Annotated in this window: 19 protein-coding genes and 1 CRISPR repeat array; of the genes, 10 read left to right on the forward strand and 9 right to left on the reverse strand. The window is 35.6% G+C overall.

The genetic code is table 11. The annotated features are described in order from the left end of the window. The first annotated feature begins 27 nt into the window (after positions 1-27). From Rain11_RS09895 to Rain11_RS09905, 3 genes are read left to right on the forward strand one after another with little or no spacing between them, the layout of a single operon-like run. Positions 28-1,653, forward strand: coding sequence for a TaqI-like C-terminal specificity domain-containing protein (locus Rain11_RS09895; RefSeq protein ID WP_101359206.1), 1,626 nt, complete (start codon positions 28-30; stop codon positions 1,651-1,653). After that, complete coding sequence (locus tag Rain11_RS09900; RefSeq protein ID WP_101359207.1) at positions 1,628-2,362, forward strand: hypothetical protein; 735 nt, start codon at positions 1,628-1,630, stop codon at positions 2,360-2,362. The genes Rain11_RS09895 and Rain11_RS09900 overlap by 26 nt, the downstream gene beginning before the upstream one ends. 24 nt (positions 2,363-2,386) lie before the next feature. Continuing rightward, entirely contained in the window at positions 2,387-3,436 is a 1,050-nt protein-coding gene (locus Rain11_RS09905) for a helix-turn-helix transcriptional regulator (protein ID WP_101359208.1), read from the forward strand. 230 nt (positions 3,437-3,666) lie between these two features. Continuing rightward, positions 3,667-7,167: a CRISPR direct-repeat array (repeat unit 30 nt; unit sequence ATTTCAATTCCACAATGGTACGATTAAAAG). A 233-nt stretch (positions 7,168-7,400) separates the two neighbouring features. Here Rain11_RS09905 and csx20 read toward each other — a convergent pair. The 9 genes from csx20 to cas1b form a co-directional block, all read right to left on the reverse strand. Next, positions 7,401-7,799 (reverse strand): CRISPR-associated protein Csx20, encoded by a 399-nt coding sequence (csx20, locus tag Rain11_RS09910; protein ID WP_101359209.1) that lies wholly within the window; start codon positions 7,797-7,799, stop codon positions 7,401-7,403. Beyond that, positions 7,792-8,913, reverse strand: a complete 1,122-nt coding sequence (locus Rain11_RS09915) for a Card1-like endonuclease domain-containing protein (protein ID WP_101359210.1) — start codon at positions 8,911-8,913, stop codon at positions 7,792-7,794. Before Rain11_RS09915 ends, csx20 begins: the two co-directional genes overlap by 8 nt. Before the next feature lie 58 nt (positions 8,914-8,971). Continuing rightward, positions 8,972-10,381 carry a type III-A CRISPR-associated RAMP protein Csm5 gene (csm5, locus tag Rain11_RS09920; protein ID WP_101359211.1) on the reverse strand — a complete coding sequence of 470 codons (1,410 nt, stop codon included), beginning with the start codon at positions 10,379-10,381 and terminating at the stop codon, positions 8,972-8,974. Between the two features lie 18 nt (positions 10,382-10,399). Beyond that, a complete protein-coding gene (gene csm4 / locus Rain11_RS09925; RefSeq protein ID WP_101359212.1) occupies positions 10,400-11,422 on the reverse strand; it encodes a type III-A CRISPR-associated RAMP protein Csm4 in 1,023 nt (340 codons plus the stop codon). Positions 11,423-11,445: 23 nt separating this feature from the next. Then, positions 11,446-12,093 (reverse strand): type III-A CRISPR-associated RAMP protein Csm3, encoded by a 648-nt coding sequence (gene csm3 / locus Rain11_RS09930; protein ID WP_207764449.1) that lies wholly within the window; start codon positions 12,091-12,093, stop codon positions 11,446-11,448. A gap of 15 nt (positions 12,094-12,108) precedes the next feature. Further along, positions 12,109-12,552 carry a type III-A CRISPR-associated protein Csm2 gene (gene csm2 / locus Rain11_RS09935; protein ID WP_101359213.1) on the reverse strand — a complete coding sequence of 148 codons (444 nt, stop codon included), beginning with the start codon at positions 12,550-12,552 and terminating at the stop codon, positions 12,109-12,111. A 12-nt stretch (positions 12,553-12,564) separates the two neighbouring features. Next, positions 12,565-13,971 carry a type III-A CRISPR-associated protein Cas10/Csm1 gene (cas10, locus tag Rain11_RS09940; protein WP_101359214.1) on the reverse strand — a complete coding sequence of 469 codons (1,407 nt, stop codon included), beginning with the start codon at positions 13,969-13,971 and terminating at the stop codon, positions 12,565-12,567. A gap of 95 nt (positions 13,972-14,066) precedes the next feature. Next, positions 14,067-14,330, reverse strand: coding sequence for a CRISPR-associated endonuclease Cas2 (gene cas2 / locus Rain11_RS09945; RefSeq protein ID WP_101359215.1), 264 nt, complete (start codon positions 14,328-14,330; stop codon positions 14,067-14,069). A 52-nt stretch (positions 14,331-14,382) separates the two neighbouring features. Beyond that, entirely contained in the window at positions 14,383-15,393 is a 1,011-nt protein-coding gene (gene cas1b, locus Rain11_RS09950; protein ID WP_101359224.1) for a type I-B CRISPR-associated endonuclease Cas1b, read from the reverse strand. 80 nt (positions 15,394-15,473) lie between these two features. Between cas1b and cas6 the strand changes: the two genes are divergently transcribed. From cas6 to Rain11_RS09985, 7 genes are all read left to right on the forward strand, one after another. Further along, positions 15,474-16,271: a CRISPR-associated endoribonuclease Cas6 gene (cas6, locus tag Rain11_RS09955; protein ID WP_101359216.1), complete on the forward strand. Its 798-nt coding sequence runs from the start codon at positions 15,474-15,476 to the stop codon at positions 16,269-16,271. 2 nt (positions 16,272-16,273) lie between these two features. Beyond that, positions 16,274-17,173, forward strand: coding sequence for a helix-turn-helix transcriptional regulator (locus Rain11_RS09960; RefSeq protein ID WP_101359217.1), 900 nt, complete (start codon positions 16,274-16,276; stop codon positions 17,171-17,173). Positions 17,174-17,197: 24 nt separating this feature from the next. Then, the gene (locus Rain11_RS09965) at positions 17,198-19,723 is read left to right on the forward strand and encodes a CRISPR-associated helicase/endonuclease Cas3 (RefSeq protein ID WP_101359218.1); all 2,526 of its coding nucleotides are present in this window, start codon (positions 17,198-17,200) and stop codon (positions 19,721-19,723) included. A gap of 10 nt (positions 19,724-19,733) precedes the next feature. Continuing rightward, positions 19,734-21,488 carry a hypothetical protein gene (locus Rain11_RS09970; RefSeq protein WP_101359219.1) on the forward strand — a complete coding sequence of 585 codons (1,755 nt, stop codon included), beginning with the start codon at positions 19,734-19,736 and terminating at the stop codon, positions 21,486-21,488. Positions 21,489-21,515: 27 nt separating this feature from the next. Then, the gene (locus Rain11_RS09975; RefSeq protein ID WP_101359220.1) at positions 21,516-22,481 is read left to right on the forward strand and encodes a DevR family CRISPR-associated autoregulator; all 966 of its coding nucleotides are present in this window, start codon (positions 21,516-21,518) and stop codon (positions 22,479-22,481) included. A gap of 3 nt (positions 22,482-22,484) precedes the next feature. Further along, positions 22,485-23,234 carry a hypothetical protein gene (locus tag Rain11_RS09980; protein ID WP_101359221.1) on the forward strand — a complete coding sequence of 250 codons (750 nt, stop codon included), beginning with the start codon at positions 22,485-22,487 and terminating at the stop codon, positions 23,232-23,234. A gap of 90 nt (positions 23,235-23,324) precedes the next feature. Then, positions 23,325-23,942, forward strand: coding sequence for a hypothetical protein (locus tag Rain11_RS09985; protein ID WP_101359222.1), 618 nt, complete (start codon positions 23,325-23,327; stop codon positions 23,940-23,942). Positions 23,943-24,111 lie beyond the last annotated feature (169 nt).

A 24,111-nucleotide genomic window follows, 5' to 3' on the forward strand; every position in this document is an offset into this window, starting at 1 on the left:
TTTGCTATTTCTATTTGCCTAAACTATATGCAGACAAATATATTTGGTGAAGTAGAATTAAAAAAATTAACTCTTGAACAAGCCGCAAGAAAAGCAAAAGTTTCAACAGCAACTATTCGTAATTGGATTAAGGCAGGCTATTTGGCAGTAGTTGGTAAAAGTCTAATTTCACAAGATTCGTTGGAAATCTTTTTGTCGGAGGTGGTAGGCAAAGAGAAATTAAATGCAAGAGCCAATAAGTTATCAAAAGACAAAAACATCTACACAATTGCAAAGGATATAAATTTCATAATTCAAAACAAACAAGGAGAGAGTATGGGCAAAGAATATGAAAATTCTTTGTCCGACTCTTACAGAAACAAAGAAGGCATCTATTATACGCCATCTTGGGTAGTGCAAGATATGTTCAAGGGTATAAAAATACAGCAAAATTTTACTTTTTTAGACCCTTGTTGTGGCTCGGGTAATTTTATTGTGGAAGCAATCAGACAAGGTATCCGCCCCGAAAATGTTTATGGATTTGATACAGATGAAAACGCTGTTCTAATCACCAAACAGAGAATTAAAGAAGAATTTGGCTACGAGGCTACTAATATCAGAGTTGCAGATTTTTTGCAAGAAGCTCATTCATTGAGCAGAGAAAAAATAAGTTTTGACCTTATCTTTACCAATCCGCCTTGGGGAAAAAAAATTGAAAAAAATAAAAAGGAAATATACGCCTCAATGTTTGAGTGCGGAAATAGCTTAGATACTACATCTTTATTTTTAGGAGCAAGCCTATTGCTATTAAAACCCAATGGTTGTTTAGGTTTTTTAACCCAAGAAGCATTTTTCAACATAGCTAACTTTGAGGACATCAGAAGGAAGGTTTTAACTAAAAAAATATTGCGATTGGTAGATTATGGAAAAGTGTTCAAAGGATTGCTGACAAAAGCCCAAGCCATAATCCTTGAAAATAGCCCTTCGGATAATAACAATTTAATTGAATGTTGTAATGAAGATAAAAACTTTCAAAGAACACAAAAATCCTTTACAATAACCCCTAAAAAGATATTTAATTTTTGGATTACCGAACAAGAAGCTCATCTGATAGAGCATTTATATGCTATTACGCATATTACGCTGAAAAATAGAGCCGTTTGGGCGTTAGGGATTGTTACAGGTAATAACAAAAAATTTTGTACCAACCAACCCCAAGAAGGTTACATTCCTATCTACAAAGGTTCGGATATTACTAAAAAAGGCTTAAAAAGACCTACTACTTATATTTTGAACGATTTTTCTAAATTTCAACAAGTTGCCCCTTTGGAGTTGTATCAGGCACCAGAAAAAATTATTTATAGGTTTATCTCTACTGACTTGTGTTTTTATTGCGATACAGAGCAAAGTTATATTCTCAATAGTGCCAATTTATTCATTCCGAAAGATATGCCTATCAATGCTCGCCAACTTACAGAGTTGCTAAATAGCGAAATGATCAACTGGCTTTTTAAGAAAATGTTTGCAACGCACAAAATTCTGCGTGGAGATTTAGAATTACTACCTATTCATTACGAGTATTTTTCAAAATATTCTGTTTTCTCCGAAAAATCTTACCTTGATTACTTGCAAATTGCTAAAACCCCCAATGGAACTTACCAGCTTAAAAAATAGAATTATAGAAACTTTTACAGGCTCAATGCAAGAACTTGAAGATGTATTGCTAATGCTTGAAAATGATAAGGCTATTTTTCCATTCAACGAATACGAACTCTTAATTTGTACTCTAATTGAAAAAGGCGGGCTGACTCACCAACAATATATGGATTTGAGAACAGAATACATAAATGCTAATCCCAATTTATGGATTTTTGAAATAACTGCCCCCCGAGATTTTGGCGAAAAGTTTGCTCAAACGTATATTCAAGGAATTTGCCCCAAACTGAAAAAACCCGATAAACAACTTGACCCCAACTACTCGGGAGACTACGATTTTTACTTAGATGGAATAAGGGTTGAGGTTAAGGCTTCAAGAGCTGTGGATAGTGATAGCCAAGAGCCTCTTTATATGAAAGCCCTTTCAAGAAACACTGAGAAAAACTTTTTAATGAACTTTCAGCAATTGAAACCAGCTTGCTGTGATGTATTTGTGTGGCTTGCTGTTTTTAGAGACCAAATCGTTTTATGGGTAATGAGTAGTAAAGAGGTTATGGAAAGTCCGTTTTATTCCAAAGGACAACACAGAGGAAATAAAGGCAATGAAGGACAACTCCATATCCGCCAAGATAACATTCATTTCTTTAAGCAGTATGAACTCATAGAAGAGAGTTTAGAGAAAGCTATCAGAAAAGCCGCAGAAAGAAACCAAAGCAATCACCGATGAGGGAAATAAAACCTTTCAATCCTTATGCCGAATAAAAATCAACTGCTTCGTTATCTGATTATTGATGAACTTTTGCGTAACCGACAGCATTTATTCCCTACCAAAGAGCATATTCTCGCTACTATCCAAGAACGCACCGATGCCACTTATTCGGTTTCTGCTTTTGAAAAAGACCTCAAAATTATGCGTGAGCAGTTCGGGGCTCCAATTGAATTTCATCATTTAGAAAGAGGTTACTTTTATGGCTACAAGCAAAAAGATAAAAAAGGACAAATCAGCTATGAGTTGGATAAGGAGTATCGTTTTATGTCTATTAGTCTTTCGCAAAAAGACCTTGTAGCCCTTAATTTCGCCGAATCTATTTTGCAAAGTTTCAAAAACAGCCAAATTTTTGAGGATTTCTCTGATGCCATCAACAAAGTATTAGATGCCGTAGAAGTGGGCAAACAACTCAAAGATACTACCCGCAAAATGCACAATTTTATTCAACCTGAAAACGCCGCTTACCCCGAAGGTAGAAAGTGGCTTGCAGATATTTTGTGGGCTATCAAGAATTACAAACAAATTCAATTTGACTACCAAAAGTTCTCTCAAAACGAAGCTGAAACACGAACTTTACACCCCTATTTGCTGAAAGAATTTAAGGGGCGTTGGTATGTAATTGGCTACAACCCCGATAAAGAACGAATAGCTACTTTTGCTTTGGATAGAATAAAAACTCTGAAAATTAGCGATTTTAGTGTTCTTTATCCTGAAAAATTAGGCTTTGAGGCAGAAGATTTTTATCAAAACTGCTATGGAATTACTCGCTTGCCAAATGAGAAAATTGAGAAAATTGTACTTTCTTTTTCGCCTTGGGTAGGGCATTACCTTAAAAGCAAGCCTTTGCATCACACGCAAAAAATTTTGATAGATACTGAACAGGAATTTTGCATTAGCCTGAAGCTGATTATCAACCCTGACTTGGTGAGCGAACTTTTGAGCTTTGGAAAAAACGTAAAGGTACTTGCTCCTGAAAGGCTACAAGCGATGATTAAAGAGGAGTTACAAAATACAATGGCATATTACTTTTGAATAAAATGGCAAAAAACAACCAAAGAACCTTTTGTCCCTACTTGGAAAGGAGGGGGGAGTAAAATCAAGTAATAATTTTGCGTATAAGTGAGTGGATAGTTTGTCATTTTTTCACTCTTGTAAGATTTATCAAATCTTTCAGAGGGCTAATACTTTCTATGTATGGTCTTTTAACTTTTGTATTTTCTTATCAACTTTATCCTATTTCTTTTCTCCTGCTTCTTAATTCCATTTCAATTCCACAATGGTACGATATAAGAGTTGGTAGATAGTAATTAGTAGATAGTAGATAGATTTTAATTCTACAATAGTACGATTAAAAGCTACTCTCTACTCCCTACTATCATTTCAATTCCACAATGGTAAGACCAAAAGTCCTGTCTCCTGTCTCCTGCCTCTCCACAAATCCACATTTCAATTCCACAATGGTACGATTAAAAGTTTTACGGGCTTAACTTGTATAAATTCCAAACTGATTTCAATTCCACAATGGTACGATTAAAAGAATCATATTACCTGCTCGGAAACTCTCATTTAAGAGATTTCAATTCCACAATGGTACGATTAAAAGTACAGATTTAGGATAAAGGGGCAAACGACTTATTATGAAATTTCAATTCCACAATGGTACGATTAAAAGTAGAATTTATCTAAATAACAAAAATTGATTTTCATTTCAATTCCACAATGGTACGATTAAAAGCAAAGAAAGTGGTAAGCACTAAAACAGACTTTGCAAAATTTCAATTCCACAATGGTACGATTAAAAGTGGAATATTATTAAATAACTGTCTTTGACTTTCGGATTTCAATTCCACAATGGTACGATTAAAAGTCCAAAGTAGTGTAATGCCTACAATAAAATTTGAATTTCAATTCCACAATGGTACGATTAAAAGAGAAAAAAATTGATACAGCGCAACGATTCTTTTTGGTATTTCAATTCCACAATGGTACGATTAAAAGTACTGTAACTATGAATTTTCGTTTCTCAAACTTTATTTCAATTCCACAATGGTACGATTAAAAGATGCGTTTTTGCTTTTTAATTTTCGTATTTGAATATTTCAATTCCACAATGGTACGATTAAAAGAACGCAAAAGTACAAGAGCTAATTGTTAAGCAAGAGCATTTCAATTCCACAATGGTACGATTAAAAGTGTGCCGTGTAAAGCCTCGTAAAGAGCTTTGTTTATTTCAATTCCACAATGGTACGATTAAAAGCAAAAAACAAAAGAAGCTATTAAATACGCTTACTAATTTCAATTCCACAATGGTACGATTAAAAGTTACAAGTATAAGCAAAACGCAGACGGCAAAATTTATTTCAATTCCACAATGGTACGATTAAAAGAGCACGTTAGTTTCTACCTCCAACTTTCCGTCTAAATTTCAATTCCACAATGGTACGATTAAAAGCACCACGCTCGCCCAAACCAAAAACCTGCCACAATATTTCAATTCCACAATGGTACGATTAAAAGTCTTTTTTAAGAACGCATAAACACCGTTTAAGCCTTTTATTTCAATTCCACAATGGTACGATTAAAAGGAAATGAGTTGGCTTTTGTACGAATTGCAAGAAAAGATTTCAATTCCACAATGGTACGATTAAAAGAGAGGATTGCATTTTGGACACAAAAGAAAAAATAATTTCAATTCCACAATGGTACGATTAAAAGTGTTTGCATAAGAAAAATAGAGAATGAATATTTTAATTTCAATTCCACAATGGTACGATTAAAAGAGAACGCCGTTTCGGCTCTTTTGCACGCCGAAACGTTATTTCAATTCCACAATGGTACGATTAAAAGGATTCAAAAGGGATGGCTCATCCCATTTGTATCATTGGGTATTTCAATTCCACAATGGTACGATTAAAAGCTTGCACATTTGTTTCTGCGACGTTTTCTGTTTCTGATTTCAATTCCACAATGGTACGATTAAAAGCTGCCCCCGCTCTGTTAAAAACAGACGCCTGCAAAATAACATTTCAATTCCACAATGGTACGATTAAAAGTAGAAAAACTCTACAAATGTCTCTTCATATCCGAGAAAATTTCAATTCCACAATGGTACGATTAAAAGTATTTAACAAATTAAAAAATACTCCTCGTTTCAAAGATTTCAATTCCACAATGGTACGATTAAAAGGAAAGCATCTACGAAATTAACGACACGATTGAAAAAATATTTCAATTCCACAATGGTACGATTAAAAGGCAAAATAGAGATGACGTCTCTAATATGAAACAAGTCAAATTTCAATTCCACAATGGTACGATTAAAAGTAATGTTCCACGTAAAAAATATAAAAAAACAAGTTAATTTCAATTCCACAATGGTACGATTAAAAGCCTACCACTTCATCTCATCAACGTACAAAATAGAGATTTCAATTCCACAATGGTACGATTAAAAGACAAAGATGACGTGTCTAGGATGAGACAAGTAAAATTTCAATTCCACAATGGTACGATTAAAAGAGCTTCTAAAATTCCGACAATATTCGCATCTTTCGTATTTCAATTCCACAATGGTACGATTAAAAGGAGGATACGTAGTACAGGTTGATGTAGTTATGTAATTTCAATTCCACAATGGTACGATTAAAAGGCTTGTGCGTTGCTTCGCTTACGCAAAAAAAAGTAATTTCAATTCCACAATGGTACGATTAAAAGAAGGCAAGGCAGAAAAATTTCATTTGAAATATTATATTTCAATTCCACAATGGTACGATTAAAAGAAGGCACGTGGCAAGATTACGTGTTAGAGGTTAGAACATTTCAATTCCACAATGGTACGATTAAAAGCCAAGAAGCCAAATCAATTCAAAACGAAATAAAAATTTCAATTCCACAATGGTACGATTAAAAGTATTGGAGCAATGAGAATGATGCCAAAAAAAAGGACATTTCAATTCCACAATGGTACGATTAAAAGCCCCATTTCAAGTGAAAGTCCTTCGCCCCGCTAACGATTTCAATTCCACAATGGTACGATTAAAAGCGTTTGCACTTTCCGGTTGACCTACTGAAAACAGATTTCAATTCCACAATGGTACGATTAAAAGTAAAATCAAGTTTGTCGTGGTTTAGTTCTTTTTGTTGATTTCAATTCCACAATGGTACGATTAAAAGCAAAGTTGGAGATAATAGACGTTGAACATAACCAAAAATTTCAATTCCACAATGGTACGATTAAAAGAGCCTTTAGGGATTAAAAATATGGACTTGAAAAAAATTTCAATTCCACAATGGTACGATTAAAAGAATTGCTTCACTAGGTAAGCAATAACTTCAACGTCATTTCAATTCCACAATGGTACGATTAAAAGTAAACGTCCCGTTTTGAGTAAATCCGATTACATCATTTCAATTCCACAATGGTACGATTAAAAGTTTTGCCAATTGTCCTTACTAAAATTATATATACCATTATTTCAATTCCACAATGGTACGATTAAAAGCAAATACCGCCGACGACTTTGTCAAAATTTGTCAAATTTCAATTCCACAATGGTACGATTAAAAGCAATAAACGTCCCGTTTTGAGTAAATCCGATTATATCATTTCAATTCCACAATGGTACGATTAAAAGATAAAGACAATGGCTCAACTGATTTGACACGGACAATTTCAATTCCACAATGGTACGATTAAAAGAATAATTAAGCTAACCCCATACCTTTTTAGCGTAATTTCAATTCCACAATGGTACGATTAAAAGGCGTTATTTTCGTTGTAAAGGTATGCGAAAGAAATGAAATTTCCAAATTTTTTTTGAAAAATTTTTACAAAAAAGTCGTCGATCTCCAATCATAGGATTTTCCCTGGAGATCGACGACTCGCTGAAAATCAGGATATTAAGCCATTTTTAGGGCTAAAATTAGCTATACTAAATAAGCACAGTATACTTCTGAACAGTGTTCGACGACTTGCAAATAATTAAGCATCTCATTATCAGTGATTTATTAATTTTTCATATTTTCTAAACCTACAATGTCTAAAAATTCGTTCAACCCTGATGTGTTCCCCTTCTCGTGTCTCTTGGGCTACTCTTTGCGTAGTGCCATACAAAGGTATTAGCCCTTTTTTCCAACACCATTGCACCACCAAAACTACTGCCCCATAATCGCCCTGTACTAAAACATAATCGTTTGGCGTAGCATTTTTCTGCAAAAAATCAAAAATAACCTCCAGACTTTCCCTAATTTGGATAACTTCGGGATTAACATTGCTCCAAATAGTTTGTAAATTATCAGGCAAATACCATATTTCCCTGATGCCCCAATCTTTTCGTAGCTCTGTTTCTTGTTGCTCGGTGAGCTTGTGCGAAAAAAGCAAAAATATTTTAGCCATTTGCTAAATTATTTAGCCAACCTTCAAAAGACTTCGTATTTTCTATATTAACTTGCTCTTTGGTAAGCAGTGTAATTCGGTGAAATTTGAGCCTATCTTTGAGTATATTTTTGGGGTTATCATCGGTAGGCAAACTCCCCAACGTATAAATAAAAGCCTGCGAAAATAAGCCAAATTCTTTCTGCAAAGCATCTAATTTGTAAATAAACTCATTGAGTTTATTTTCTTTGTTTATTTTATGCGAGGTTTTACACTCCACAATGTACAGCTCATTTTTCAAAATAAACATTACATCAAAATCGTTTTCAGTTTTTTCAATGCCTTTTTTTTGCAGATATAATCCTATGGCAATTGTGTTTTCGTTTAATTGTAGTTTTTCTTTGATTCGGTAGTAAGTCCATTCTTCCAACCATTTTCCTGTAAGGTATTCGGCATCTTTGCGAGAAATTTGACCCCGATGCTGCAAGTCAATGGCTTGTAACAACTCAGATAGGTTTTCAAAATCAGTTACGTTTATTTCTTTTATTTTTTTGTCCTCTTGAATTTTATCTCTTAATTTTTGCAAGCAGTCTATATTAGCCTGTTTGGCTTGTATAAATTCCTGATACATTGCCTTGGCTAATTCAAAGGTTTTCATAGGTACTTTCTGACTGCTCTCTTTGACTTTGATGCCATAACTTGTCAGATATTCATACAGCGTAATTTTTTGTTGTAAGGTTTCTTTGTGGCTATTTTGCGTGAGGTTCAGAAATTCATTTTTTCTGCCTGTGAGGTAGTAAATAGTGGCATTGGTTTTCTCTCTGAAAAAGTCATATACGGCAATGCTCATCAATTTCGTACCTCCTGTAATATTGACAAGATAGCTATTTTCGCTTTGATAGCGATCTTTTAACTTTTCGGTGATATTTTGCAAGCTAAATTCATTAACAAGAATCTTCTGAACGTTTTCTTTCGGAAGTTGGAGAGTTTCGCATATCCATTCTGAACAGCCCTTGTTTTCCATACTTTCGGTAGTAATGAACCAATACGTACCGATTTTTTCGGAAAATTCTTTGATAAATTGAACGTTCTGGATAGTTTGGTCGCTGATAATCAGAACAGCTACGTTTTTCATAAAATTTAGGTTTTATTTAGTAGTTTTTTTCAACTCTTGCCGTTTTCTTGCCTTAAAGTTACTTTAACTTCTTAAAAATTACGTCCAAAATTTGATTTTTCTTTTCGTTGTATTCTATGGTAACAATTACAATTTTACCTTCCTCTAACGGACTGCTGTAACCTTTGAGGTCAAAAATAGGTTCATTATTAGGGGCAATCATCAGTTTTACTTTGTTGGGCTTACCCGATTGCACCACTATGGCGTCAAGCATAGTACCTTTTTTGAGTTTGGTACTTGTTTTGAGATACTCGGCACGGATTTCTTGCTTTATTTGCTCCTTTTTTTCTTGGCTTTCGTGAATTAGCTCAAAAGGTAAGCCAATTTCAAGTGAAACAAATTGAGGAATTTTGGCAATAGGTTTTGTATCTACTTGCACCCAACCCCAAGGTGAAAAATCATCTGCATCTACCACTTTGGTCAAAGGGAATTCATTGTGGTTTTTGATAGGTTTAGAGGCGGGGTGAAAAAATTGAAGAAATTTGCCAAAATGTTCTTTTGCCTGATAGTACACTGCCAAGCCAATTGACTGAAAAAAATAACCTTTGCCCGAACCTATTTTGAAGCAAATTTTGCCATCAGTAAGTTTTTCTTGGATATGGTAGTAAAAATTCAGCAGTTGCTCGGTTTCGGGACTTTTATGGCGGGCATTTTCTAAAATCTCAATATCTCGTTGGTTGGCATCTTGGCTGAGTTGCACAAGAGCCTGAAATACTTTTGTAGGCTCATTTTCTTTAGAGCGAAATTCGGTTTGGAAAGTATTTTCAGGGGCGATGGCTTCTACGAATTGTGGTGTCCCTTTATCTTTTGCCTGATGAATATGAAAGCGAATAGTTTTGTAAATATGTATAGCTTCACGGGCTAAACAGGAACTATCGGCGAAGGCTACTTGAATATTTGTATATGCTCGTTGAAGGTCTTGGGTTTTATTTTTGATTAAATCTTTGTTGTTTTTTGAAAGAACATCTAAAAGCTCTTTTAGCCACGTTTTGCCTTCGGAGTGATTTTTGAGCCAATCATACAGCAAAGCTCCTTTGCAAGCTCCTTTGAGGGAGCTACCCGGAATATATGGCTGAAAATGAGGATTTTTGATAATTTCGCTAATCAGTATTTTTCCTTTCACCGAAGGCGAGGCTTGGTGTTTGCGTAAAGTTACCTCACTCAAAGGAACTTTTAGAGTATTAGTGATGTATTGTTTGAGTTCAAAATGGCTTCGGTTGTTATCCATACCTGTGGCAATACCTGCTACGTATAGGTCGATAAGTTCATCAAAGTTGGGTTTGGAGCGAATAATGGCTTTGATTTTTTCTTTATCAATGAAATGCACAAAGTTTTTTTCTATCACAAAATCGCTATATGGGGAAAATTTTTCTCCCGTGCCTACCGAAACAGGGCTTAATGTTTTGAAATATAACGTATAGTTTGCCATAAGCTGTAAATTTTTGCTTTAACTTTCGGTGAAAGCGTATTTTTCGGGCAGTGCGGCGGCGAAATTGATGCCATATCGCAATTTGTTTTCGCCAATTTCTACGATATTGCCTTGAATTTCTTGTGTTTGGATAGCTCCTTCCAAGATGCTTTGCACCACTTTGAGCCGATAATTTTCTGCCAAAAATGTACCTCCTCGCAATTTGCTCTGATACAAAAGCAGATGAGCAATTTCATTTTTTTGCGGGATAGTGAGCGAAAAATTGACTTTTTGAGAGCTTTCTTGTTGCAAAAAATTTGTGTCTGTTTCTGCTGAACTGATATGCGTAATTTTTCCTGCTCCTGTGCTACGTTCTCCGCCGATGCCTACTTTTATGACATTCTGCCAAACCTGCTGATAAATCTCATTATCTTGTGCAGAGAGCAGATTTTTTTCTAAAAAATACCAATGCACTTGCCAATTTTTATTTCCAAGCAAAAACAAATCAGTTTGAGAGTAAAGATTGCCTGTTTCTTCGGTAGTATGCAAACGCACTTTGAGCGTATCGTCTTTGGCAAATATTCGGAGGTCGGCTAAATCTTGGGGGCTAATTTCATTGGCAAGCACTACAAATTTGCCGTCTATGATATGGCAAAGTTCTGAATTGAGCCAATCTTGTGGCATAAGGGCTTTTTGCCAAACTTTCCAAGAAAGAAATTGAATACTTTTCAGTTTTTTGTGTTGGCTTTCGCCTTTGCTATCAATCACTTCAATAAGATTAAGACTGACGGGCTTGGGCAAGAAAAAGATTTTGCTTTGATTGTTACGATTTTCAAGAAAATAAAAAGCCGAAGAAAATTGTATTTGCTTGTTACGAAAAAGTTCTATAAAATGAGGAACTTTTTCGGGATATAGATAGGCTAATTGGTACAAAAATGCCCCGAAAAGCACATCAGAATGTATGTAAATAGCTGTATCGGTAAGTGTGGTACTTCTTACCTCGCTAATTTCTCCTAAATGAAAACGACTTCCAGGTGGGCAGTATAAGATTTTAACTTGCATCACGAGTTTTGATTTTCAAGTTTTCAGTTTTCTGGAAATTTTCGGTTGCTTTCTTCATCAAATTCCATTTTCACTTTGCCGTAACCACGTGTGCCGCTGCCGCCGAGGTAGTCGTTGTTGAGCAGTTCTACGCCTTCTTTGAGCTTTGCAAGAATTTCTTTGGCTTCGCTATCGTTATATTTATCCAAGACAATTTCAAAATGAAAAACTGCTCCTGCGGGTACGCGTTCTATGGTTCGGGGGTGTTGAGCTGTACCATTTTTGCGGTTTATGGTATTTTCGGTTTTAATTTCGGTAAAATCAGTTTCTAATTTGACTGCATTTTTAGGAAAAGCCACCTTGAATGCCTCTTCATCAAGGTAAGCATCACGAAAAATAAGCCTTGTGATTTCTTGGGGTTTTTCTTTAGTTTCTACACCTCCGAACATTTTACGTAAAATAATGCTATCTTCCTTTACATCATTGGAATCTTCTTTTTTTGCCAAAAGGCTTCTAATTTTGCCTTTGAGCGAGCTACCCGGAATGTAAGGCACACCTTTGGGCGTTTTGATAACAGGTAAATCCAAACCGCCAATATCCAAAGAAGTTTTAGCACCGCCAATGTGTAAGCCTGTCAGTAGGGTGATAGTGCCTTTCAAGACGATTTTTTCTTGCAGAATCATTTTTTCCATAGATTTATATTTTTTCTACTTTGAGCTGTAAAATTTATGATACGCCACCACTGCTTCCATAAAATCCTTGAAATTTTCTAGTTTTTCTTTGCTATCTACTTCCCTGATAAGGGCATCAACAAAGGCTACGAATTCTTTACCCTCACCTTTATCCAATCTTCCTGCAATGTAGGCTAAATTGGGGCGTAGGAGTTTCAGGTCTAATACTTCGTTTGCCTTTTTAATTTCTTGGTAGATATTTCGCAATTGATGAGCCGTAATGCTTTGGCTATAATTTTTAACAAACTCTTCTGTTTTGTTAAAGACTTCATCAATTTTGGAGCTTTTCTGAAAGTTGAGCAGTTCGTTTTTCAACTCACCGAAGTGTTCTAATCCCTTTTCGGCAAGTTCGGCAAAGGTTTTATTTTTTTTACCTTGTTCTTGCCCTTTGTTTTGATTTGGATTTTTACTTCCGTGCATAATTTTTTATGTTTAGTTTTCCGTATTTGCCGATTTTGTGAGCAGTTCAGCCCAACGAGCCGCTACTACATACAAAGCGGGGTTAGGGGCGTTGGGCTTTTTTAGGAAATGCGTTAAAAGAGCATTTTTGTAGTTTTCAAACAATTGTTCTAAATAAGAGCGAGCAGGTGTATCTTTATCTATGTTTCGCAAATAGTACTTTAAGCGATGTACGCGTGGGAAATTGATTTTACCTGCTTTCTGTTCTTGAAGGCTGGTAAAACCTAATTCTGATGACTGCAAGCGGTGGAGTATGTTACGGGATAGCTCTTTAGCTTCTACAAACTTTTTTAGTTCGCAGGCGATTTTATAGGCTTGCTCAAATTCATTCCATCGGAGTACTTCTCCAAAGATGCAAATAGCATTTTTGCCGTTGCTTTTGGCAGTTTTGAGGGCATTTTCAGCCTCTTCTGCCATACGAACCATAGGAAATCGGGGGGAAACTATCACCACGCCTGCCGAAAGCGTATTGGGCAGATTTTTGTTTTTGGCAAAGTTTTGAAAATTATTCTGTATCAGGCGAGCAATTTCTAAAATTTTGTCCCAAGCCCCTACTAAAAAGCAATCATCGCCTCCTGAAAAGACAGGGTAAATGTAATGCTCTTGAATATGGGTTTTTAGGAGGTTGTAAATTTCTTTTTCAAAGAAACTTGTTAAGTTTTGGGAATTCAGTTTGTAGTCGTTTTCTTCTTTATCTCTGAAAAGTGAGCCTAAATTATCCACATCCATAGCAAGGGCGGCAAGTTTTTTATCGCCTGTGGCTTTTTGAGCAATTTCATCAAATTCTACAATACCTCTCTTTCCAATAGGCATTTTATTGAGAATTTTTCCTTCAAATTGCAAGGCATCTTTTTCCCGAAGTTCAAAAGTAAAACCTGCCTTGCTAAAAGGGTTATTTTTTTGAAATTCGCTTTTAATTACATACCCGTTACTTCTGACTAAATATTGGGTAAATTCTTCCCATTTTTCGCTTTTTATAGGGGAATAGTCATATGCTTCGCAGTACAGAGGTTTTTGAAATTTTGTAGTATTTGCTTTTTGGGCAATTTGTTTCATATCCTCCTTAAATTCGCCCTTACTTTCTATAAAGGCAAAGGCAGGAAAGATGTTTTCTTGCAAAAATTCTTTTTGAAAGTTTTGGATAGCTTCGCCGAGTTTTTCTTTTTCTGTTTCAAAATAGGCAAAGAAATTACCCCCACCTTTATAAATGAGTTGAGGGGGAGCTACTTTTTGGGTGAAATATTCGTAGGCAATTTCTGTAAGAGCAAAAACGTAAAAAGAACGAGCTTTGAGCTGTCGGGCGGCACCATCGCTGGGAACATCAAAAATAAACCCCTGTATGCCTGAAATATCACATTTCAAGAGAAATTTTTGAGGCATAGCATTCAATTTTAAGCAAAGCTATCAGAATTTATGAAAACTCCAAAAGATTATGAGAAAATTTTCGCTGAAATTTGATTAAACATAATGAGAATTTACAAAAAATTATCGGTGCTGTTTTTTTCTTTACCGATAATTTCTTTATCCAACCACTTTTGGTCGCGACTTTTGAAAATAATCAGACTATCGGTATCGGTGTCCATAATTCGAGAAGCCCTGCCGAGCAGTTCATTGAGTTTTACTTCGCTAATTTCTCCCTCAAAAACCGAATTTTGTATCCAATGCAGATACTGCCTGCAAAGTTTGAGCATCTTGCCTACCCTTTGCTCACCACAATCATATACCAAAATAACGTACATAGGTGTTTCTTTTGCTAACTTTTCAACCCTTCAAGGGATAATGTTTTTTATTCTACCACCAAATTTTGAAAGGTTTATACACTTCCATTTCCAAAATGTGCTTAATGAGTTTGTAACACTCCAAACGCACCAGATATTTATAGCTTACGTGTTTATTGAGTGTTCGGTGCTGTATAGTTTCTTTGAGTTTTTCGTCCCAAGCCTTCACAAAAGTTTTCTTGCCTGTTTCTTTCAAAACACAATAATTTAGATTTTTGTCAAAATCTTTCTGTTGAATTTGTTTTTTGTTCAAAAGCGAAAAAATCAGCCTATCTACGAGAATAGGCTTGAATACTTCGGCTAAATCCAGAGCTAAAGAGTATCGTCTTTCACCCGGTTCGTGCAAAAAGCTAATCGTTGGGTTGAGTTGGGTATGGTAAATTTGGTCGAGGCAAAGCGTGTAACACATCATATTGCCGAAGGAAATCAAGGCATTGATTTCGTTTTGTGGGGGTTGTTTGGAACGCCCTTCCATAATGAAATCGTTGATAATAGTATCAAAAGCACTATAATACACCTGACGGATATTTCCTTCCAGAGCCATCATTTGTGGGATATTTAACGAAGCGTTATATTCTAAATCATCAGCCCATTGCTGAATTTGAGCAATTTGAACAGAACAGTCTTTCTGCCGAGCTTGATAATAATGCAAATTTTTTAAGATATTGCTGATAGCTCCCTCTAAAATTTTGCGAGCTATGAGCAACCTTTTTTCAGTAATCAAGTAGTTTTGAGTTTGAGCAATCTGCACCTTGCCTGAAAACAAATATTCTTTGGCTACAAATGAACCTGTGTAATGCTCGTAATAGTCAAAGAAATGGACATTAATGTTATTTTTACCCAAAAAATTGAGCAAGGCACTATTTACTTCCAAACTTCCAAAAGCATAGAGATTATCTACGTCTTCAATGGGTAAGTATTTGGGTTGGGCTTCGTTACCCTCTTCGTCTATGGGTGTAAATTTGAGCGTATTATCTTTTCGGCTCAATCTGCCCGCATTGAATAAATAGTAAGTTTTTTTCATAGTAGCAAGGAAAAATCTTACTATAAAAACTTGCAAAATTAAGACCAAATCGTTAGTTTGGTATTGCAAAATCTGAATATATGCGTTTTAAGTTGATACTTGCCGTAAATACTCACCGAAATCCTATTCTGCCTTTCAATTACCAATACGAGCTTTCCAGTTGGATTTACAAAATCATCAGCAGAGCCGATGAGGAATATGCTTATTTTTTACATCAGAATGGCTACGAGAGCAATCAAAAGAGTTTTAAGTTTTTTTGTTTTTCTAATTTGCTCATTCCGAAGTATAAAATAGTAAAAGATATGGGTTTTCTGTTGCAAAGTCATCAGATAGCTTTGTACATTAGCTTTTATGTAGATAAAGCCGCTGAGAAATTTGTGGCAGGTTTGTTTCAAAACCAACGAGGTAGTATCGGAATACAAGAGACACAAATAGATTTCCGTGTTGAGCGGGTAGAAACTGCTCCTATACGTCTGAGCAAAGAAATCGTACATTTGCAAACAATTTCTCCTTTGGTGGTTGCTCAAAAAGATAAGCAAGACAAGAAAAAATATTTAAGCCCTTTGGATAGTGGTTTCAAGGAGTTATTCATCAATAATTTGTTGGAAAAGTACAAAGCCAGCGGAAAAGAGTTATCCCCTGCGTGGCAGAATTATCCTTTTAGTTTAGAAGTTGAGGAAAAGAGCATCAGAAGCAAACTGATTACCATAAAACAAAATACTTCTAATCCTATTCAAGTGAAAGGTTATTTATTTGATTTCATACTACAAGCCCCCAAAGAGTTATTGGAAGTAGGTCTTGCGGCAGGTTTTGGCAATGAGAACGCCCAAGGGTTTGGAATGTGTGATGTACTTGAAAATTTGAACTCAAAAAACTAAATATGCCTAAATACAAAGAGGAAAACAAAGTTGTAAGTATTTTTAGAGTGTTGCGGTACATTTTAGAAGATGCACAAGCCTATACGATTGAACAGCTAAGCCAAAAAACAGAAATCAATGCTCGTACCATTCGCAGATACTTAGACGAAGATTTACCCAACTTGGGTTTCCCAATTGAAAAAGAGGAGAAAACGAAACGCTACAAGCTAATTTCTAAACGCGTGCCTATTTCGCTTACTTATGGTTTTTCTATGGAAGAAACGCTATTGCTCAAAGATTTGCTTGTTACCTTGCCTACTTCGCCCCTGAAACAAAGTATTTTGAGCAAGATTTTCTACGAGTCGGAACTAAAAAATATAGCTGAAAACTTTTTTCAGAATGTCAGAGAAGGAATAATACAGAAGCTATCGTTAGCCATTGAGCAAAAGAAGCGAGCCATTCTAAAAAAGTACCATTCTATTGCAAGTCAGAGCGTAAAAGATAGGCTTGTAGAACCCATATGTTTTACGCACAATTTCACTCAAATACGGGCTTATGAGCTTGAAAAGCAAGAAGTTAGAAATTTTAGTATTCAAAGAATTGATGCAGTAGAAATAATCGACCAACCTCGTAGCTATCAAGGTGAATTGTATCCTACTGATGCCTTTGGTTTTAGCGATAAAGAGGAATTATTTATAGTTTTAGAGCTATCGGAAAAGGCTTATTTACTCTTGCGTGAGGAGTTTCCGCTAACAGAGCCCGCCCTGAAAAAAGAACAAAACACCTATTTTTTCAGAGGCTTTGTAAGAAGCTATAAAGGTATCGGAAGGTTTATACTTAGCCTGCCCGGTGAGATAAAAGTAGTTGAAGATGAAGGACTGAAAAACTTTTTACAAAACGAAATAAAAAAATTTAAGTTTTGACAAAATTTGGAAAAATTGAAACTTATGTTTGCATATGTAAAAATGATAACAAAACCTATGGAAATCTGTAATTATTACATAAAAAAACTTGGCTATCAGGCTTATTGTTATCAAATGAAGGTTGCCGAAATCTTACTTAGTGGTAAAAATGTTATTCTTGTCGTCCCCACTGGTGCGGGTAAAACTTGGGCTTCGATAATACCATTTCTGTATGCCAGAGAAAATGGAATAGCTGATTTTCCTCAAAAAATGATTTACAGCTTACCATTACGAACACTTACAAACTCTATTTATCAAGATGTACATAAAATTACTGATGCAAGCATTCAAACTGGTGAATATGGCGAAGATAAGTTTTTTGAAAAAGATATTATTTTTTCTACCATAGACCAAACGCTAAGTAACTTTCTTTGTTTCCCTTTGCCATTATCTCACCGACAAGCTAATATCAATGCAGGGGCACTGATTGGTAGCTATTTGGTTTTCGATGAGTTTCACTTGCTTGAACCATCACTATCGATGGGCACAACATTGGGGATGTTACGACTTTTAGGCGATTTGAGCAGGTGTTGTATTATGACGGCTACTTTGAGCAGTTCATTTGCTGTGATGCTCAAAGAAAATTTACCTAATTATGAAATCATCACGCTTGATGATTTCCCTGAGGACAAACAAAAAATCAAATCACTTTTGCCTAATAAAGATAAAAAGCAGATTAAGGTACTTGATAATACTATTTCAGCACAAGCTGTTATAGAACATCATCAAAATAAAACGATTGTGATATGTAATAGGGTAGAAAACGCTCAAAGATTATATCAAGAACTTCTAACTAAAATTAAAACTCTTCAAGGGTTTCAAGCCCTTGAAGAGTTAAAGGCGGAGAACATCATTTGCCTGCACTCTCGCTTTTTTGACAGCGACCGAAAAGCCAAAGAAAATCGCCTGAAAGCACTTTTTGGGAAAAATGCCGACCCCAACGAAAACGCTATTCTAATTTCTACCCAAGTAATTGAGGCAGGTATGGATATTTCCTGCTCGGTAATGCACACTGAAATATCACCTGTCAACTCATTTTTGCAAAGAGCAGGTCGCTGTGCAAGATTTGAAAACGAAACAGGCGAAATTTTTATCTATGATATTTTAGAAATTGAAGAACGAGAAAAAATAACACTTGAAGCAAACAATGATGATGATAAAAAAGAAATCAGGGCAATCAACAACAAGTTTTTGCCTTATCAAAAAGAGGTGGTTGAAAAATCATTCACAGAGCTAAAAAAATACCAAACATTAGATGGGGATATTCCTAAGCAGTTGGTCGAAAGTGTATTGACTGAATTTGAAAATCAAAATATCCAAGAGCTGAAAGACAGCAATTTCAATTACGCTAAAATTTTGGAGTCTTGGCGGGATTGTCAGAAAAATAACTATCGCAATACTATCAGAGATATTCAGAGCGTGGAAGTAGTATTGATTACGGAAAATCAGAAGGAAGAAGTAGCCAAGTTTCCATATCGCTATCAGTCGGTGGGTATGTATAAATGGAGTTTGGTGAGTTGGCTTAATAAAATTGCAAGAGGTGAAGGAGCAAAGGTTTATGATAGTGAAGAAGACACTTTAGTATGGCAGTTAGTAGAAAACAACGTAATTGATGGCTTTGGTGAAAACGATGAAGATGTGAAATACAAACTAGAGAATATTACAGACTTTTTACAATTACCTGCACAGGTCTATGTAAATGCCGATTTTTTCGGTTATCACGAGGATATAGGTTTCAATTGGCAGTTTGCAGAAACGTTTGGTACCATATCGCCCACAAGAGAATATAAAGACAAAAAAGAGGATTTTAAGCCTTTGACCAAAGACACCTTTTACCAGCACAATATGGGTTTGATACGCTGTTTTGAGCGGGAGTTTTTACCAAAACTCGATTTTGCATTTATACAACTTGCTAAAAGAATAGGAAAGTCGGAATGGACAAAAACGGAATTCGAGCAACTTATCAAACTAATGATTATCCTGCACGACTACGGCAAGCTTAACGAAAAATGGCAAAAGCCTATGCGTTGCTACCAAGCCAAAAAAGAAGGCAAAGACCCAAAAGACTTCAAAGAAATTTTAGCCCATACCGATTATGATAGGAATAACCCGACTGATTTGGCTTTGGAGCAAGAATGCAAACTCTATGAACGGGGCGGACACGCAGGAGTGGGGGCTTTTGTGGCAGAAACTGTGATTGAAGAATATTTTGAAAGTGAAGACTTGGCTTATGCTGTATCAATGGCAATCGCAAGGCATCATAGTCCTTTATCTGACTCTTATTCAAAGTTTAGTATTTCAGATAGTAGCTATAAAGCTATGCAAAGACTTTTAGACGAATTTGGATATGATGTTGAACTTTCCAAAGAAGAAGACTTTGAGGGCAAGATGAATTTGAATGGGTTGGAGACAGACGAGCAAACCATAATGTATTTATTCTTGGTTCGCCTGTTAAGGCTATGCGACCAAAAAGCCACTGAAAATTTATCCGATTTTTTTACAGAAAACTAATTCAACCCTTATGGAGCAACCAAGAGAATACAAAGAGTTTTTCATAGATAAGAACTCTAATACCTATGCCGAAACTTTGGAGGCTTACGGTTTGGCAAATCTGATTGATGAGATTTTGTTACGAAGTAATGCCGGCAACCGAAAGGTAGAAATATTTGATAAGGGTCTATATTATCAAATTAAACCCAGCCAAAGCATCACTGAGGAAATGCTTTTAAAATTGAGTTATTTCCAAGTCATTAAATTCCTGAAAAAGGAAGCAAATACCCAAGTACCCAATGATATTGGAAATAACTTTTACGATTATCCTAACCAGAAGAAAGAATTTGACGAAATAAAAAAAAGAAAAAATGAAATTAGTACGGATAAAAATTTGAGTGCTGAAGAGAAAAAGGAAAAACTTCGGACATTACAAAATCAGTTTGAAAGTGAGTTTGGAAAGAAGTTAGATGAGGCTTTTGATGTATATAAAAATATGGTGGGTAATCCCTACACGGGATACGTAAAAGCTCATTCTATACTGCATAATAATCAAAAGCAATTTTCGAAACTATTAAATGAAATCTTAACCTTTTACTCAACGATACCGAATGTCGTTCAAAAAATCAATAGAGGGTTCAAAATTGATGAAAAGCTCACAGCACAACAACTTTACTCACCTAATCAGGGAAAAGGGCTTAACCAATATAAGGCTAATAATGCCAATATGACCAATTTAGATAGTTATTGGGTGCAGGAACTAATGAAAATATCCGGTGCTTTACAAATGATGATTTGCCAATATGTGAAAGTGGGGAGTAGCTATGACCTAAAAATTTTTGTGCCTGAGTATAAACACATTTTGTGGAGTAAAGCCAAAGAGCTAATGTTAGAATTTAAACGACACTTAAAGAGTGTATCACCTGTAAAATTAGATATTTTGAACATACTCAATTTCTCAGTCAATTTTATTCAGCGAAGTGAGGAGTTTACAGGAAAATTGAAAAATACCATTAATGGAATTCATTCAGTTTACCAAAAAGATTTAGGGCAAAACAAGGCTGTTGCGAATATTGCCTTTTTGGAAGTTCCTGAATTTATTGAAATCAATGACCGAAAATCCGCAAATGAATGGATAGAAATCCTTAACTCTCAAAAAAGTATTATTAGTTCAATTAAAGAACAAGGCGATGCTATACAAGGCTTATTAGCTTATCGCAATTTTTTAAGCGGTGGTGATTTGCAAAGCTTTTTCAAGTTCTGTAATTGGTATTCGGTCTATCTGATGCAAGCACTGGATAAAGACCAGTACTATATCAAACCCTTCAAAATAGAAACTTTAAATCTTTTTTATATGAATATGGATAATCAAAGTTTAAACTTATGCGAGATAATCGCTAACAAAGGTTTTGAGGCAGTAGCCCAAGCTATTCGCAAAAGTACAGTCAGCTTGCAGTACACCCCCAAAGATACTCGCAAATTTGAAATCCGCTATGGATTAGCCCAAGAATTGCAAAACAAATCAAAATCAAAATTGGATTTGGCGACCTTCATTGGGGAGTTCATTGCTACGTATAATGCTGAAACCGCCAAAGTTGTAGAAAAGAATGGCGGAAAATCTTTCCGTGCAAACGTAAAAGACGAAGAATTGAAGGAGTTCTTCTGCTTATTAGACAAACATCCTTCTCGCCTTATAGGAGCTTTACTTGCTTCTTATGGCTTTGCCCTTAAAGCTAAAGAAGTGAAAGAGGAAGAAACAGAAGACTTAACCGAAGAAAACGAATAATTTGTAAACCTTTAAATCATCAATAATATGTCAGAAAATAAAAAAATCATCGCATCTCTTTCCATCAGTGGAGAGATTACACTCAACTTGCACTCTTTGAACAACGAAGGTGGCGAAGGTAACCAAATCATTACCCGTCAATTGACTATCATTGATAAAAATGGTGATGAACATACCGTTAACGGAATTAGTGGGGATATGTTTAAGCATATCCACGTGGGGCATTTGATTAACCTGGCAAAAGAGCAAAACTTAGATTTATGCTCAAATTGCCAAATTTTCAATCCCAATCGTCTTTCAAGTGGAGAGGATTTAGGAAATCTTAATTTGGGAGATGCTTCTGATAAGGATATTGTAGATGCTATTATCAAACTTTGCGTGGTGGATGATACTCACGGAGTTTTAGTTACTAAAATCGGCAATAAAAACAAAAATGTTCCCCGTAAATCGGTGGTTGAGTTTGCTTGGACAGTGGGTATTCCTCATAAAAACAATACGGAAAGCTATGTGCATACCAAATTGGTATCAGATGCAGGTGGTAAAAAGACTGACGGAGCCAATGAAGGGCAAAATATCTTCCATCGCCCTGCCAATCACGGGGTATATGCTTTTGTGTGCCATATAGATGTGTATAGAATTGGCTTCAACGATATTTCAAGGACTTATCCGGAACTTGAAAAACGTCAAGCAAGGTACAAGGCTCTGATTCAAGCCCTGCTTAGCTCATTTATCAACCCCAGAGGAGCAATGACCAGCACTCAAAAACCACACATTACTGATTTCAAAGGTGTAATAGCCATTTCTAATAAACTTACACCTGCCCCTACCATTAGTGCCTTAAATGACGGTTATGTGGCTGAAATCAGGAAAATAGCTGAAAATATCAATAGGATAGAGCAAGATGCTATTTCGCTGGAAGAGTTTAACGGCTTGGGCGATTTATCCAAAATTTTAGCTGACCTAATGGATTACGAACCTTATAAAATTGGTTAGAGTATGGTACGATTTTCAGTTAAATATCTGCCTACTGCTTTATTTTCACTCAAAGATAGCAACGCTACCAATTCGGGGGCAAAGAGTTTGTTTTTGCCCTCGCCTTATAGCGTCAAAATGGCTTTGCTCAATCAAATTATTACGATTGAAGGAGTAGAAATATTTAATCCAAAAGAGGAGGAAACGACAAAAGGCAAAAAGAAAAAGCTACAAGAGTCAGAGATTTTTGAAGCGATTAGAGATGCTAAAATCAGCTTTTATTTACCTCAGGGTAGTAAATTTTGTGTGAATAACGCTTTTGTGAAAATCTTAAAGATTAAAGAGGATAAGAGTAGTAAAAAAGACAAAGAAGCGGGTAAGATATTTGAGCCGGGATTTCAAGAAACAATAAGTTTTAGAGAGTACATACAAATAACACATCCTTTGGAAATAATTTTTGAGGTTTCGGACACTTCACAAGAAGTGTTTCTAAAGAACTATTTGCATAAAATCAACTACTTCGGCAAGCGAGGTTGTTTTTTTCAATTTTTAGAGTACAACGATAACCCACCAGAAGCCAATGTAGTTCCTTTTGATGTTAAAAAAGGGCTTTCGGGTATTTTGCAAAAGTATGATGATTTTGATGAGTTGGTAACTTTTGAGATGGTGAATAATTTCTCAGGTAAATCAACGAAAAGGAAAGAGGAGATTTGGGTCTTGCCTTTGAGGAGTAGAACTTCTTCCAAGTCTTATACAAGCTATGTATCAATCTAATGACTACGAAAACCAAGTCTAAACTCCACCACCCCTCCACACCTGACAGGTTTTCAAAACCTGTCAGGTGTAAAAAAACTAAAAAAACTTATGGCGACTACACCTCCTCCTCTTCTCCCCGAAACGGTCTATCACGTGTACAACCACGCCAACGGAAGCGAAAATCTCTTTCGCTGCGATGAAAACTACTATTATTTTCTACGCAAGTATGCTGAGTATATTTATCCTATTGCCGATACCTATGCTTACTGCCTAATGCCCAACCATTTTCACATAATGATTAGAATAAGAAGCGAAGAGGAAATAGTAGCATTTTTGAAGGAAAGAAATATAGACCTGACAGGTTTTCAAAACCTGTCAGGTCTGATTTCGCAACAGTTCAGCCATTTCTTCAACGCCTACACCAAAGCATACAATAAACTATATGAGCGAAGAGGCTCTTTATTTGAACGACCTTTCAAACGCAAAGCCATCACCGACGACCAATACTTCACCCAACTGATTGCTTATATCTACCTCAACCCTGTCAAACACGGCTTTTGCAAGGATTTGCTCGATTGGCAACATAGTTCTATTCATAGTTATTTGTCCCAAAAGCCAAGCAAAATCAATAGAACCTATTTGGAGGAGTGGTTTGGAAATCGCGAACAAATTTTGAAGTTTCATCAGGAAATTTTTATGGAAAAATTTTTATTTGATGACCTCTGATTTTATTCTGATATGCCACTTACAGCAACCCATATTAACTACAACGTGAATTATAAGTCTAACTTATTGTTTTCAAGGGATTTAAATAAAAAAACTTAGGGTAATTGAAAAAATGATTAACTTTGAGTTGTACTTTTTAAATATTTAATCATATGAGTCAATTACCTCT

Origin of the sequence: Raineya orbicola, from assembly GCF_002843425.1 — a bacterium.
Lineage (GTDB): Bacteria > Bacteroidota > Bacteroidia > Cytophagales > Thermonemataceae > Raineya > Raineya orbicola.